The sequence below is a fragment of the Lysinibacillus composti genome (assembly GCF_016908465.1).
Classification (GTDB): domain Bacteria; phylum Bacillota; class Bacilli; order Bacillales_A; family Planococcaceae; genus Ureibacillus; species Ureibacillus composti_A.
Map to the genome: position 1 here is coordinate 164,182 of NZ_JAFBDY010000004.1, position 14,225 is coordinate 178,406.

Genomic DNA, 14,225 nt, shown 5'->3' on the forward strand with positions numbered 1-14,225 from the left:
AAAGGGAGAATTGGCTATGGGGAATTTACAAAAGGAAAAACCATTAGAGGTAGACCAAAAGGGTAAATTTAATCGTCAAAAAAATAGTTTTACCACTCCTTTCGGTAGTAATGTGGGAGACTTACCGGTAGAAGTTGGAAGATATCGTTTGTTATGGTCACCAGTTTGTCCTTGGGCACATCGTACAGTGATTGTTAGAAGAATTCTTGGCTTAGAAGATGTAATTAGTCTAGGAACTGCAAGTCCAATGCGTCCTAATATTCCACGTGTTGACTGGGAATTTTCACTTGATGAAGGTGGTCTGGACCCAGTATTAGGAGTTCAGTACATTAGTGAAGTTTATGTTAATGCAGATCCAGAGTATACAGGTCGTCCTACTGTTCCAGCAATTGTGGATATTCAAGAGAAGAAAGTAGTGAACAATGACTATTTCCGATTAACAAATTACTTAGAAACGGCTTGGGCTCCATTCCATAAAGAAAATGCACCTGATTTGTATCCAGAACATTTACGTGCAGAAATTGATGAATTGAGTGATGGCATTTTTCATAACGTTAATAACGGTGTGTATAAGTGCGGATTTGCACGTTCACAAGAAGCCTATGAAGAGGCATATGACTCATTATTTAACTATCTTGACCAATTGGAAGAACGCTTATCGACGAAAAGATTTTTATTTGGAGACTATATAACAGATACAGACGTTCGCTTATATGCAACGTTAGCTAGATTTGATGTTGCTTATTATTCTGCATTTAAAGCGAATCGAAATATGATTGTTGACTTCCCTAATCTATGGGGATATTTAAGGGATTTATATCAAACGCCAGGTTTTGGAGATACAACAGACTTTGAAGCAATAAAAGTTCACTATCATTTATCGAATCATATAGCGAGTGACGATCAAAAGAGTAAAAATATTTTGCCAAAAGGTCCAGACACATCGACTTTAAATACGCCACATGGCCGCGAAGCCTTAAGTGGAAAAGAAGAGAAGTTTTTAATCCCACAAAAATAAAAGAAAGATATTAGGGGGAAGACATGATTATTCGGGATACACTTAAAGAGGAATTGCCTTATATTCGTGAAATTAGATTAGAAGCTTACGAGGAACATTCAAAGAAAATTCCAGAACCGCATTGGAATGCATTAAAACAATCTATACTGTCGGATTCAGATGAACAGCCTGGTATTGAACGAATGGTGGCAGAGATTGATGGGGAAATCGTGGGAACTGTGGCGCTGTTTTCACCTGAAGTAGAAGCTTACAAAGGATTGGTAAACGATCAATTAGAACATCCAGAATTACGTATGCTTGCAGTTTCTCCAAAGGCAAGAGGAAAAGGTGTCGCTAAAGCACTGATTGAAGAATGTATATTACGATCTAAGACGAAAGGCTATACGGCAATGGGGTTGCATACAGCCGATTTCATGGAAAATGCAGTGAAATTATATAATAATCTTGGGTTTAAAAGATTACCTGAAAATGACTTTATCCCGTTGGAGGATGGCATTGTTGTAAAGGCTTTTCGTATTACGTTTTAACGCATTGTAGCATCACCAGTGATAATAGAAAGAAGGAATAAGAAATGGTAGTACAAACTGTAGTGGATTCTTTAGCAGAAAAATTAGTTGCTTATCGTAGAGAATTACATGAATACCCTGAACTCTCTATGCACGAGGTTGAAACATCAAAGAGAATTCGTCAGTGGTTAACTGAGGCTGGCGTTACAATTCTAGAATATCCGCTAGAGGTTGGCGTGGTAGCTGAGGTAGTAGGGGAGAAAAGCGGCCCAACAATTGCAATCAGAGCTGACATTGATGCATTACCAATTAAAGAAGAGTCTGGCGTACCTTTTAGTTCGAAAAATGATGGTGTGATGCATGCGTGTGGCCATGATTTCCATACAACTTCAATCATTGGCGCTGCTATTTTGTTAAAACAACGTCGCGCGGAACTGAAAGGAACAGTACGCTTTATTTTTCAACCAGCTGAAGAAATTGCACAAGGTGCTCTTTATGTTGTAAACGCAGGGGTATTAGAGGGTGTCGAAGCAATTTTCGGCATGCATAATAAACCAGATCTCCCTGTTGGTACAATTGGAATTAAAGAAGGTTCATTAATGGCCAGTGTGGACCGCTTTGAAATTGAAATTGAAGGAATAGGTGGGCATGCAGGTATTCCAAATAATACGATTGACCCAATTATTGTAGCTGGTCAAATCATTACAGCGTTACAAACAATTGTAAGTCGAAATTTAAACGCATTTGATAATGTAGTAGTGAGTATTACACAAATTCATTCTGGAACAACTTGGAATGTAATCCCAGAAAGAGCGGTACTAGAAGGAACAGTCCGTACTTTCCAAACAGCAGCTAGAGAAAAGGTTCCAGAGTTAATGAAACGAACAGTTGAAGGGATTGCAAGTGGCTTAGGAGCCAAAGCGGAACTAAAATGGTATCCATATTTACCGGTGGTAGATAATGATGCGGCTCTTGAAACCATTACAAAAGAAACAGCACTGGAACTAGGGTATGATGTTGTAGTGGCGGAGAAAAGTCCAGCGGGTGAAGATTTCGCTTATTACCAAACGAAAATTCCAGGCTTCTTTGTATGGATGGGCGTAGATGGACCAAAAGAATGGCATCATCCACAATTTACATTAAATGAAGATGCTTTAATCGTGGCTGCAAACTACTTTTCATCTTTAGCCATTAATGTGTTAAATCAAGAGAATTTTGGGAAATAACAAAGTAATTAACAAAAAAACATTGCAAATTATTTGAAAAGTGTTAGTGTAAGAGAAAAGTATATTGATCTTCATTCAATTTGAGTACAAACCCCAATTGAATGAAAATCGAGCCACCGGCGGATGTCACGGATTTTGAGAGGAGTTATAGGATGTTAGCCTAAGAACGTCGCATCCGTGCGACAACGGCTAACTGACCAACATCCTGTTGGCCTAAGCACAATCAAAATCCGGACGCAATTACGCCGAGGCGTAATTGATTCATTCACTAGGGGAGTCAAATTGACTGAGATTGAACGAAAGTTCTAAACCCTCTGAACCTGAACTAGTTAGAACTGGCGTAGGGAAGTGAGCTATGACATGACAATTTGTTATTCATATCCCACTCGTATTATGCCGAGTGGGATTTTTTTGTAGATATCACTGATCTAAATGGCACGTGTTAATTTAATATTGTTTTTTATCTACTAGGGGCGTCCGATTGTTGGCTGAGAAGTACCCTTTGAACCTGATCTAGGTCATTCTAGCGTAGGGAAGTAGTTTCGAGTCTTAATGTGTTATTTAGACGAAACCACTTTCTACGTTGTAGAAAGTGGTTTTTTTTCTTTTCAAAAGGCATCTTTACATATGGAAAATGTTAAGAAAGGCCAAATAAAGGAGGTGATCAATATGTCACTTATTTTAAAAAACGTTTCTTACTCTTTTACAAATGAAAATGATCAAAAGAATCATGTTATTTCCAATTTAAATATGGAAGTCCAAACGGGAGAGTTTGTCTCGTTAATTGGAAAAAGCGGAACAGGTAAAAGTACAGTCTTAAAATTAATCACAGGGCTTCTCAAGGAAAATCATGGGCAAATTTTAATTAATAATCAAGAAGTTTCACTAGGAGATGTGGGGTATATGCCTCAAAAAGATTTACTCCTTCCGTGGCGTACCATTATCGACAATATTATGATTGCTTCTGAATTTCAAAAGGACTTACACATTTCAAAGGAAGACGCAAGGAAATGGTTAGATCGAGTTGGCCTACTGAAATATGAAAATGCATTACCGAAGCAATTATCGGGTGGGATGAGGCAGAGAGCATCCTTTTTAAGAGCATTATTTACTGGTAAAGATGTGTTGTTACTTGATGAGCCATTTGGAGCTCTTGATGCGCTAACAAAAAGAGAGATGCAAACATGGCTACTCTCTATTTGGCAGGATCTTAATAAAACAATAATCTTTATTACTCATGATTTAGAAGAAGCCGCATACTTGAGCGATCGTATTCTTTTGCTACATCAAAATAAAACTTTAGAAGAAATAAAAGTAGAATTACCAAGGCCTCGTAAACTTGGCATGATTCATTCAAAAGAAATGGTGTCGTTAAGGCAAGAATTGGAGAAGAAGATTTCAAATGAAGCAAATAAAAAACTGGTTTAAGCAGTATTATTTATTTCTTTTCTTCTCGCTCGCTCTACTCATTGGTATTGAGGGGCTAGTAAGAAAAGAGGTTGTCCCTAATTTTATTATTCCTGCCCCAACAGGTGTCATCCAAACAATAGTTGAAAACTGGGACTCCCTATTAGTAAAACATTTAAGTGCAACAATGCTTGAATTTATTATTGGTTTTTCTATTGCAGTAGTTGGTGGTGTTGCTCTTTCAATTAGCATGTTTTTTTCAAAAACAATTGAACAAGTGCTATACCCGGCAATTGTGGTTTCTCAAATGATCCCAATTATCGTGCTGTCGCCTATTTTTATCCTATGGTTTGGTTATAGTATCTGGAGCAAAGTAGCAGTTACAGTTTTAATTTGCTTTTTCTCAATTGTCGTAAGTACATATGATGGATTCAAATCTTGTGACAGAGAATATATCGATTTACTACGTTCGATGGGCGCAACAAAACTACAAATCTTTAAGAAGTTACATATCCCGATGTGCTTACCATCATTTTTTACAGGATTTAAAATGGCCATTGTTTATGCATTGGTAGGAGCAACGATTGGTGAATGGCTAGGAGCTAGTCAAGGGTTGGGTTACTACAGCAGAAGAATGTCGGGCAACTTAAATGCGGAAGGTGTATTTGCAGCAATTACAATCTTAACAATTGTTGGAATTCTGCTGTTTGCATTAGCTTCATGGTTAGAAAAACGACTAATCAATAAGTGGAAAATAGAAAACTAGGAGATGGATTTAAAATGAAGAAGTGGTTAACAATTTCTATGATTAGCTTACTAACTTTGGTACTTGCTAGTTGTAATACTGAATCACAAACAAATAATACAGAGCAAAGTGAGGAGTTGGAAAGCTTAAGTATAATGCTAGATTGGTATCCAAACGCAGTACATTCTGCTTTTTATGTGGCACAAGAAAAGGGGTTTTTTGAAGAAGAGGGGTTAGACGTTAACATTGAAATGCCAGCAGATACAAATGACCCATTAAAATTAGCCGCTACAGGAAAAGTAGACTTAGCTATTAGCTATCAAAATCAAACAGTCCTTGCAAGAGCAGAAGGGATCCCGGTTGTATCAGTAGCAGCATTTGTTAGACATTCTTTAGACAGTATTATGATGAAAAAAGAAGTAGGTATAAAATCGCCTAAAGATCTAGAAGGAAAAAGTGTTGGGTATCCATCTTCAATTATTAGTGAACAGGTTGTAAAAGCTATGGTTAAAAAAGATGGTGGTGATTTTGACAACGTAACAATGACAGATGTCAGTTGGGATTTGATTCCAGCAGTTGCAACAGATAAGGTAGATGCAATTGTTGGCGGATATATCAATCATGAATATGTGTTATTAAATAAAGAAGGATACGAAATGGAACTATTGAAACCAAGTGACTATGGAGTGCCTGACAATTATGAATTAGTAATTGTTACTGGTGAAGATACATTTGAGGAAAAACAAAAACAGATTACGAAATTCTGGAATGCGGTAACGAAGGGACAACAATTTGTGAAGGATCATCCTGAAGAAGGACTTCAAATTTTACTGGATCATGAAAATGAAGACTCTGCCTTAAACGAAGCTGTTGAAAAAGAAAGCTTAGAAATTCTACTACCTTTAATGGAGGAAGAGGGAATTCCTTTTGGTTATCAAGAAATGGAGCGCTGGAATACAGCTGCTAATTGGTTATTAGAAACAGGAATGATTGAAAAGCAAGTTGACCCAAATGAATTTGTGAAAAATATCGTTTCAAAATAATAGAATACTATTTTTAAGGAGTGTTTCAATTGAATAAAACAAGAGCGATTACGTATACAGCTATTATTTCTGCAATTACAACGATTTCAAGTAATCTTATTTTTATTCCATTAGGATTTGCAAAGATTTTTCCTATACAGCATTTAGCGAATGTATTATCTGCTGTTTTCCTAGGTCCTTGGTATGCAGTTCTACAAGCGTTTCTTACATCAACTTTAAGAAATATGCTAGGTACAGGAAGTCTCTTTGCTTATCCTGGTAGTATGATTGGTGCTCTTTTAGCAGGAATCCTATATTCGAAAACAAAAAATATGGAACTGACTGCTTTAGGTGAAGTTATTGGAACAGGAATATTAGGGGCAATAGCAACATACCCAATTGGTGTATTACTATTAGGACAAGAAACAACACTATTTGCTTTAGTTCCTGCTTTTGTGATGAGTTCATTTGGAGGAGCCCTTATTGGCTATGTATTACTGAAAATTCTTGTGAGAAATCATGCGTTAAATGGGTTATTAATTAATAAATAGGTGATCTATTATAAAGAAAAGTAGTCTTACAATCGAAAGACTACTTTTTTATTTGTCCTTTGAACAGTAGGATTTGATCTAATTATCTTCCGCAATTTGGTAATTTCGATTTAAATAGTATACTAGGGATAGGTTATGCATTTATCATATGAAACTCTAATATTTTAATTGTAACAATAAACACGAGAGGGGATTACGGATGGAAGCTTTACTAAACCGTGTTAAGGATACAAGAAATTTGCTGCGAAAACATAACATTGAAACCATCTTAAATGAATTCGATGAAGAATGTATGAAGTTAGATTTAGAAAAGCGTAAAGTAAAATATTCAAAGATGGTAGAAAGCCCTTTCCGCTTTTTTAGAGGTAGTGCTTATTTGTTTTATTATGACATGACCAAAATTCCCTTTTCATTTCATACACCAGTAGACAAACCTACTTGGATTCAAGGGGATCTACATATGGAGAACTTTGGGGCATTTCAAAATGAGTTAGGTGAGATTGTTTATGATGTAAATGATTTTGATGAAGGATATATTGGTTCTTATTTATATGATGTACTAAGAATGTCGGTAAGTATTGCATTGTATGGAGAGGCACAGGGGCTTACGCAAAAGGAGCAAAAGAATAGAATAAAAGTCTATCTTCAATCTTACTACGAGCAATTAAATCGATTTAAAAAAGAAAAAGATGATCCGTTCACCTTCAAATTTACGGAAGACAATACAAAAGGACCAGTAAAGAAAGTTTTAAAGAAATTAGCAAAACGTCAAAAAGATCATCTGTTAAAAGATATTACCTATATCAATGAAGAGAAAAAACGAGTCTTTGCATGGTCAGATGAAATCCACCCTGTTACTGAAGAAGAGAAAAATAAATTACAATCTATTTCTGAAGCCTATTTTCATTCAATCGATGTGGATGATCAACAGGATGTATCATATTACACGATTAAAGATGTTGCGAGAAAACATGGTACTGGAACAGCTTCAATCGGTCTAGATCGATTTTATTTATTAATAGAAGGTGGAAAAGAAGCGTCTGGTGTTGATGATTTAGTCTTGGAAGTGAAAGAGGTACGTACACCAATTCCCGCATATTTCTTACCCTATCGAAATCATTTTTGGGATAAATACGAACACCAAGGAAAACGTGTAGTAGCAACTCAAAAGGTAATGCACCATTTAGAAGATCCCCATTTAGGTTATTTAACGATAGATGACCGTGAATATTATGTTCGTGAACGCTCCCCGTATAAAAAGAAAGTAAAGGCAACACGGCTCTTAACGGTAGAGGACTTTGATTTAACACTAGAGATTATGGGGAAAGTAACAGCTAAAATTCACTCTAGAGCAGATGTGGACACAGAAAAAGAATTATTCACCCATGAAAGTGAAGAAGAAATCTTAAGAGCAATAGGGAAGGATTTTGATGCATTCTGTTCCCAAATTGTTTTCGCGTCGATGGTCTATAAAGAACAAGTAAATAAAGACTTCGAACTGTTTAGTCAGTGGGTTAAAGAGAAATTTGATATTTGAAGCTAAAGACGTATTAGATAAAAAGAATAATAAAATTTTTTTTACGCACACTATCATTAAGGAGTGTGATAGTGTGAATAAAGATTCAGTACCAGAGTCAAAACAAATGTTTACCGACTTAGCGCCTCATGAAAAGCCAGACATGGTGGATTCTGACAATATCAGTCTATTTGATTTACACGAAGATATGCAAACGGTTGATGCAATTCCTGTAGCAGAGCTGAACAAGAGAGTAAAAACAGAAGGCGATGAACTTCTCGAGGAAGTTTGGAGAAAAGAATCACCTGATGAAAAACAACATTTTGATAATGCCTGATTTAAGGGTGTATCTATACCATTATTGTGTATAGATACACTTTTTTATTTAATCAAGTGATATGAGGTGAAATGATTGACTGTTTTGGCATAACAATAAGTATCTGGGGAAAATCGAGTCTGGGAGTATGGTTTTCAAGAAAGGAATACTTGGTCAAGCCAGATTTTAGGTCGAGTCATGGAGGAGATGGAAATGTCTTATAGATTTTTTACGGAAGAGCATGATATGTATCGAAAATCACTTCTTAAAATGTTGGAGAAAGAGGCTTATCCGTTTTTTGAAGAGTGGGAAGACAAACGAGAAATTCCAAAATCCTTTTGGTCCAAGCTAGGTGAGAATGGTTTTTTATGTCCGATGGTAAAAGAAGAGCATGGAGGTCTCGGACTAGATTTTAGTTTTTCTATGATTTTAGCAGAAGAATTGGAGAGAGTAGGGGCAGGCTTAGCGAGTGGTATTGTTCTACATTCTGATATCGTTACTCCGTATATTGAGCAATACGGGACAAAAGAACAGAAAGAAAAATGGCTTCCCAAAAGTGTTTCGGGGGAATATATTTCAGCGATTGCAATGACAGAGCCAGGTGCAGGGTCAGATTTAGCTGGTATTCAAACTACTGCTGTCCGCAAAGGTGAATTTTACATACTAAATGGAGAAAAAACATTTATCACTAACGCAATGAACGCTAATTACGTTGTTGTGGTTTGTAAAACTGATCCACACGCATCTCCAGCCTATCGAGGCATTAGTTTAATAGTGGTTGAAGATGGAACAGCTGGTTTTAAGCGCGGTAAAAAGTTAAATAAAATAGGCATGCATTCTTCAGATACTGGGGAATTGATCTTTGAGGATGCAAAAGTTCCAGTAAGTAATTTATTAGGTGAAGAGGGGAAAGGTTTTTATTACTTGATGGAGAATTTACAACAGGAACGCTTATTAGTAGCAATTGAAGTACAGATAGAAGCGGAAGAAATGCTTCGTATTACGACTAAGTATGTAAAAGAAAGAAAAGCCTTCAGTCGTCAAATAGCGGAATTTCAACATACACAATTCAAACTTGCTGAAATGGCTACAGAAATTGATATTGGACGAACATATGTAAATTCTCTAGTCTCAAGACACAATGCTGGAGACAATATTGTAAAGGAAGTTTCGATGGCAAAATGGTGGATCAGTGAAATGGCGAAGCGCGTAGCATCACAGTGCCTTCAGCTCCATGGTGGCTACGGCTATATGGAAGAATTCGAGATTGCTAGACGATATCGAGATATCCCAGTAGCTGCCATTTACGCAGGGACAACAGAAATAATGAAAGGGATCATCGCAAAGCACATATTATCCTAAGTACTTTTAGAGTACCAGGTACACAAACAATTCAAGATTTTCCTAAATCTAAAATTAAGAGGGGGATTACCTTTGGGAGACGTATATTTAGTTGATGGGGCGAGGACGGCATTTACTTCTTTTGGAGACTCATTTGCAGGGGTAAGTGCGGTGGATCTGGCAACGGCCACTGCAGTTGAAGCCTTAAAAAGGTCGAATGTTGAGCCAGAACAAATTGATCATGTTATTTATGGTGGGGTCATTCCAACGAGTGACAATGCTGCTTATTTAGCAAGGCATATTGGTTTAAAGACAGGCATTCCAAAAGAAGTACCGGCACTAACCTTAAATCGATTATGTGGATCTGGTTTGCAATCAATTGTAACGGCAGCACAACATATTTTACTAGGGGAAGGTGAGATTATATTAGCAGGTGGTACAGAAAATATGTCCCAATCCCCATACGCAAATTTTGAGCAGCGCTTTAGTAGTTCAAAGTTAGGAAATCTTCAATTTGTTGATATGCTTCTAGCTACGTTAACAGATCAATATACAGGTTCAGGTATGGGAATGACAGCTGAAAAACTAGCTGAACAGTACGACATATCAAGAGAAGTGCAAGATGAATATTCCCTCCTATCTCATAAAAGAGCATTAGCTGCGCGCAACGCTGGATACTTTCAGGAAGAAATCGTACCAGTTACAATAAAAACAAGAAAAACTGAACTGAAAATAGACCAAGATGAACACATAAAAGAAGATTCTACACTAGAAAAATTATCTAATCTTCGCCCAGCATTTAAAAAGGATGGAACTGTAACAGCAGGAAATTCGTCAGGAATTAATGACGGAGCTGCATCAATTATTGTGGCAAGTGAAAAAGCCATTTCCGAAAATCATTTAAAACCTATAGCGAAGATTGTTTCATGGGGAGTCGCGGGTGTTGACCCAACAATTATGGGAATTGGACCAGTCCCTGCAATTAAACAAGCACTACATCGTGCCAACTTAACAATAGAAGAGATGGATTTAATTGAAGTGAATGAGGCTTTTGCAGCTCAATACTTAGCAGTTGAAAAAGAGCTTCATCTCCAGCGTGATAAGACGAACGTAAATGGAGGTGCAATTGCATTAGGTCATCCTGTAGGTGCAAGTGGAACAAGAATCACTCTATCAAGTATGTATGAGCTAAAGCGACGCGGAGGAAAGTATGCGTTAGCTAGCCTTTGTATTGGTGGAGGTCAAGGAATTGCCATTATTCTAGAAGCAGTATAATATTTATTAAGACATAAAAACTTTAAACAAAAAGGTTTGTAACAACATGAAAAAAATATTAGGAATTATCGGTGGTGTCGGTCCTTTAGCAACAATGTTTCTAGGAGAAATGATTGTTCGCCGTACAAATGCAGTAAAAGACCAAGACCATCTTCACACAATTATCGATAATGACACGACAATCCCAGACCGTACGGCATATATTTTAGACCAAACAAAAGAAAACCCAGTTCCTTTCTTAACTCGAGATGTGAAAAAGTTAATTTCAGTAGGTGCAGACGTTATTTGTATTCCTTGTAATACAGCACATACATTTTATAATGAAATGCAGAGTGCATCATCGGTACCGGTTCTTCATATGATTCGGGAGACTGCCAAACATGCTGCAAAGCGTGGGGCTAAACGAGTCGGTGTATTAGCCACTGACGGCACACTTGCTTCCAAAGTATATCAAAATGCTTTGTTAGAAGTAGGCATTGAACCTGTAATCCCAGATGAAGAAACTCAAAAAGAAGTAATGTCCATCATTTATGATTTTGTTAAAGCGGGAAAAGACGTAAGCGAACAACAATGGATTAAAATTGAGCAAGCAATGGTTGAATTAGAATGTGACCAAGTCATATTAGGCTGCACAGAGCTTTCTATCGTGAATAAAGATTTACGATTATCAGAATTTTATATTGATTCATTGATTGTGTTAGCTGAGACGGCCATTGTAACTTGCGGTTATCAACTAAACGAATAAATGAAATTAATGAGCTGCTCTCTTTAGGGAGAAGGCTCATTTTTTTTGAAAATAAGGGCATACCATTGTAATTTAGTTTGCCTTTTATGTGTAACAATCGTGTAATTTAACTACATTATGGTACACTAAACGCAAGTAGATAAAGGTGGTTAAAAGAATGTCAGTAATTGATTTATTGAATGAAACGTTACAGAGTAAATGGAATTTTGAAAGAACAATGAAAATCCAAGATGAGATGATTCCTGCAATGCTTGAAGGGAAAGATATTGTGGCAGAATCTCCAACTGGATCAGGAAAAACATTAGCATATGTTCTACCAATTTTAAATAAAGTGGATGGTAGTAAAAAGAAAACACAAGCGCTAATTGTTGCCCCTTCTCAAGAACTTGCAATGCAGATTGTTGAAGTTATCCGTGAATGGATTGTTGGAACGGATATTACGGTACAACAATTAATTGGTGGTGCCAATTCAGCTCGCCAAATTGAAAAATTAAAGAAAAAGCCAACGATTGTCGTAGGGACACCCGGGCGATTAAACGAACTTGCTCGTTCAAATAAATTAAAGCTTAAAGAAATCGATATTGTTGTATTAGATGAATGCGATCAATTACTAAGTCGTGAATATCGAGTTGTTATTAAGTCCTTTATTGAAGGTGCTGCATACGGTCGTCAAGTGGTTGTTGTTTCTGCAACAATTACAGATGAAATAAAACTGGTGGCGAGTCGAATGATGTTTGAACCGGTTCATATTGAAATTAAACCAGAAGATATGGTAGAGGTAGGTAAGGTCGTTCATTCCTTCATTAAAGTAGACGAACGAGATAAAACAGATATGCTAAGACGACTTGCAAGTATTGAAGGCGTGCGCGGTCTAGCATTCGTCAATAATATTGACCAAGTATTAATGAAAGAAACAAAACTTAAATATAAAGATGCAAAAGTTGTAACCTTACATTCAGATATGAAAAAAGAGGAACGAAAAAAATCACTTGATGACTTTAGAAAAGGTGAAGCTCGTATATTAATTGCTACGGATATTGCAGCTCGTGGTTTGGATATTGAAGGTCTTACGCATGTTATTCATGTGGATGTTCCTCACACAATTGAACAATATACACACCGCTCTGGTCGTACAGGTCGTGCGGGCGCAGATGGTGAAGTATTGACATTACTTGCATATAAAGATGAGAAAACGTATAAAAAGTTACTCCGTGAACTAGAGAAAAAACCTGTTCAAAAGATTTGGTTTAAAGGAGAAATTGTTGAAGGGAATTCCAAAACTGTAGCTAGTAAAGGAGGAAATAAATAATGACTTTTGAAGAAAAGTTAGAACAATACGCTGAGCTTGCCGTTAAAGTTGGCGTTAATATTCAACAAGGTCAATACTTATTAATAAACACTTCAACAGATGCATTAGATTTTGCTCGTATCGTAGTAAAAAAAGCGTATGAAGCAGGTGCTGGAAAAGTTCACGTAAATTTAACTGATCCAACGATTTCCCGTGCATTTTATGAACACGGTGCAGAAGAAGAATTTAGTAAGTACCCAAAGTGGATTGTTGCACAGCGTGATGAATTGATTGAACGTAAAGGCGCCCTTTTATGGATTGATGCAGAGGATCCGGATCTACTTGCTGGTATTCCAGTTAGCCGTTTATCTGCACAGCAAAAGGCAGCAGGAAGTGCGTTAGTTAATTATCGTAAAGCGGTCATGAATGATGATATAGCATGGTCTATTATAGCGGTTCCATCACCAAAGTGGGCAGCAAAGGTATTTCCAAATCTACCTCAAAATGAACAAATGGATGCTTTATGGGATGCAATCTTTAAAACAGTTCGCATTGGTGAGGGAGATGCAGTTGAAAACTGGCGTAAACATGTGGCAAATCTAGAAGACCGTGCAGCTCAATTAAATAGTAAAAAATTCGCGAAATTACATTATAAGGCACCAGGTACTGATTTAACAATTGAGTTACCTGAAAAGCATATTTGGTTAACAGGTGGTAGCAAGGCTCCAGATGGAACAACATTCATTGCCAATATGCCAACAGAGGAAGTCTATACACTTCCATTAAAATATGGAGTAAATGGCTATGTTAGCAATACGAAACCTTTAGCTTATCAAGGAAACATTATTGATCAGTTTACACTTACGTTTGAAAAAGGGAAAATTGTTAAAGCAGAAGCTGAAGTAGGAAATGATTTATTACAAGAACTCATTACCGCAGATGAAGGCTCAGCATTTTTAGGAGAGGTTGCATTAGTCCCACACGAATCTCCAATTTCATCTTCTGGAATTCTTTATTACAACACATTGTTTGATGAGAATGCTTCAAACCATTTAGCCATTGGGGAAGCATATCCTACTTGTTTCGAAGGTGGCCGTGAATTATCAGAAGGACAACTAGAATCACTAGGAATTAACACATCCATTACCCACGAAGATTTCATGATCGGCGGGCCTGAAATGGATATTGACGGGATTTTACCTGATGGCACAGAAGTTCCAATCTTCCGTAAGGGTAGTTGGGCTTTCTAAGCCAAGATCGATAACATAA

Annotated in this window: 14 protein-coding genes and 2 riboswitches; all 14 genes read left to right on the forward strand. The window is 36.9% G+C overall.

Features of this window, described 5'->3' with window-relative positions; translation table 11 throughout:
* The first annotated feature begins 16 nt into the window (after positions 1-16).
* The 14 genes from JOD29_RS07000 to JOD29_RS07065 all read left to right on the forward strand — a co-directional run bounded on the left by JOD29_RS07000 (position 17) and on the right by JOD29_RS07065 (position 14,206).
* Positions 17-1,018, forward strand: a complete 1,002-nt coding sequence (locus tag JOD29_RS07000) for a glutathione S-transferase family protein (protein WP_124763891.1) — start codon at positions 17-19, stop codon at positions 1,016-1,018.
* 23 nt (positions 1,019-1,041) lie between these two features.
* The gene (locus tag JOD29_RS07005; RefSeq protein ID WP_124763892.1) at positions 1,042-1,545 is read left to right on the forward strand and encodes a GNAT family N-acetyltransferase; all 504 of its coding nucleotides are present in this window, start codon (positions 1,042-1,044) and stop codon (positions 1,543-1,545) included.
* Between the two features lie 44 nt (positions 1,546-1,589).
* Positions 1,590-2,750, forward strand: a complete 1,161-nt coding sequence (locus JOD29_RS07010; protein ID WP_124763893.1) for an amidohydrolase — start codon at positions 1,590-1,592, stop codon at positions 2,748-2,750.
* A gap of 260 nt (positions 2,751-3,010) precedes the next feature.
* Positions 3,011-3,114, forward strand: a riboswitch (TPP riboswitch).
* A 95-nt stretch (positions 3,115-3,209) separates the two neighbouring features.
* A riboswitch (TPP riboswitch) is annotated at positions 3,210-3,302 on the forward strand.
* Between the two features lie 117 nt (positions 3,303-3,419).
* Positions 3,420-4,178 carry an ABC transporter ATP-binding protein gene (locus JOD29_RS07015; RefSeq protein WP_124763894.1) on the forward strand — a complete coding sequence of 253 codons (759 nt, stop codon included), beginning with the start codon at positions 3,420-3,422 and terminating at the stop codon, positions 4,176-4,178.
* On the forward strand, positions 4,153-4,923 hold the full coding sequence (locus tag JOD29_RS07020; protein ID WP_124763895.1) for an ABC transporter permease: 771 nt from the start codon (positions 4,153-4,155) through the stop codon (positions 4,921-4,923). Before JOD29_RS07015 ends, JOD29_RS07020 begins: the two co-directional genes overlap by 26 nt.
* Positions 4,924-4,937: 14 nt before the next feature.
* Positions 4,938-5,945 (forward strand): ABC transporter substrate-binding protein, encoded by a 1,008-nt coding sequence (locus JOD29_RS07025; RefSeq protein ID WP_124763896.1) that lies wholly within the window; start codon positions 4,938-4,940, stop codon positions 5,943-5,945.
* A gap of 29 nt (positions 5,946-5,974) precedes the next feature.
* The gene (gene thiW, locus JOD29_RS07030; RefSeq protein ID WP_124763897.1) at positions 5,975-6,475 is read left to right on the forward strand and encodes an energy coupling factor transporter S component ThiW; all 501 of its coding nucleotides are present in this window, start codon (positions 5,975-5,977) and stop codon (positions 6,473-6,475) included.
* Between the two features lie 199 nt (positions 6,476-6,674).
* Positions 6,675-8,012: a DUF2252 domain-containing protein gene (locus JOD29_RS07035; protein WP_124763898.1), complete on the forward strand. Its 1,338-nt coding sequence runs from the start codon at positions 6,675-6,677 to the stop codon at positions 8,010-8,012.
* Positions 8,013-8,085: 73 nt separating this feature from the next.
* Positions 8,086-8,328, forward strand: a complete 243-nt coding sequence (locus JOD29_RS07040) for a hypothetical protein (RefSeq protein ID WP_124763899.1) — start codon at positions 8,086-8,088, stop codon at positions 8,326-8,328.
* A 192-nt stretch (positions 8,329-8,520) separates the two neighbouring features.
* On the forward strand, positions 8,521-9,669 hold the full coding sequence (locus JOD29_RS07045; protein ID WP_124763900.1) for an acyl-CoA dehydrogenase family protein: 1,149 nt from the start codon (positions 8,521-8,523) through the stop codon (positions 9,667-9,669).
* Positions 9,670-9,741: 72 nt separating this feature from the next.
* On the forward strand, positions 9,742-10,923 hold the full coding sequence (locus tag JOD29_RS07050) for an acetyl-CoA C-acetyltransferase (protein ID WP_124763901.1): 1,182 nt from the start codon (positions 9,742-9,744) through the stop codon (positions 10,921-10,923).
* Between the two features lie 46 nt (positions 10,924-10,969).
* Positions 10,970-11,668, forward strand: coding sequence for a cysteate racemase (gene cuyB / locus JOD29_RS07055; RefSeq protein ID WP_124763902.1), 699 nt, complete (start codon positions 10,970-10,972; stop codon positions 11,666-11,668).
* Between the two features lie 157 nt (positions 11,669-11,825).
* Complete coding sequence (locus JOD29_RS07060) at positions 11,826-12,977, forward strand: DEAD/DEAH box helicase (RefSeq protein ID WP_124763903.1); 1,152 nt, start codon at positions 11,826-11,828, stop codon at positions 12,975-12,977.
* Entirely contained in the window at positions 12,977-14,206 is a 1,230-nt protein-coding gene (locus tag JOD29_RS07065; RefSeq protein WP_124763904.1) for an aminopeptidase, read from the forward strand. The genes JOD29_RS07060 and JOD29_RS07065 overlap by 1 nt, the downstream gene beginning before the upstream one ends.
* Positions 14,207-14,225 lie beyond the last annotated feature (19 nt).

Coding starts and splice junctions, on each gene's coding strand:
- JOD29_RS07010 (WP_124763893.1), top strand. CDS start 1,590: ATGGTAGTACAAACTGTAGTGGATTCTTTAGCAGAAAAATTAGTTGCT.
- cuyB (WP_124763902.1), top strand. CDS start 10,970: ATGAAAAAAATATTAGGAATTATCGGTGGTGTCGGTCCTTTAGCAACA.
- JOD29_RS07065 (WP_124763904.1), top strand. CDS start 12,977: ATGACTTTTGAAGAAAAGTTAGAACAATACGCTGAGCTTGCCGTTAAA.
- JOD29_RS07045 (WP_124763900.1), top strand. CDS start 8,521: ATGTCTTATAGATTTTTTACGGAAGAGCATGATATGTATCGAAAATCA.
- JOD29_RS07060 (WP_124763903.1), top strand. CDS start 11,826: ATGTCAGTAATTGATTTATTGAATGAAACGTTACAGAGTAAATGGAAT.
- JOD29_RS07035 (WP_124763898.1), top strand. CDS start 6,675: ATGGAAGCTTTACTAAACCGTGTTAAGGATACAAGAAATTTGCTGCGA.
- JOD29_RS07000 (WP_124763891.1), top strand. CDS start 17: ATGGGGAATTTACAAAAGGAAAAACCATTAGAGGTAGACCAAAAGGGT.
- JOD29_RS07015 (WP_124763894.1), top strand. CDS start 3,420: ATGTCACTTATTTTAAAAAACGTTTCTTACTCTTTTACAAATGAAAAT.
- JOD29_RS07025 (WP_124763896.1), top strand. CDS start 4,938: ATGAAGAAGTGGTTAACAATTTCTATGATTAGCTTACTAACTTTGGTA.
- JOD29_RS07020 (WP_124763895.1), top strand. CDS start 4,153: ATGAAGCAAATAAAAAACTGGTTTAAGCAGTATTATTTATTTCTTTTC.
- JOD29_RS07005 (WP_124763892.1), top strand. CDS start 1,042: ATGATTATTCGGGATACACTTAAAGAGGAATTGCCTTATATTCGTGAA.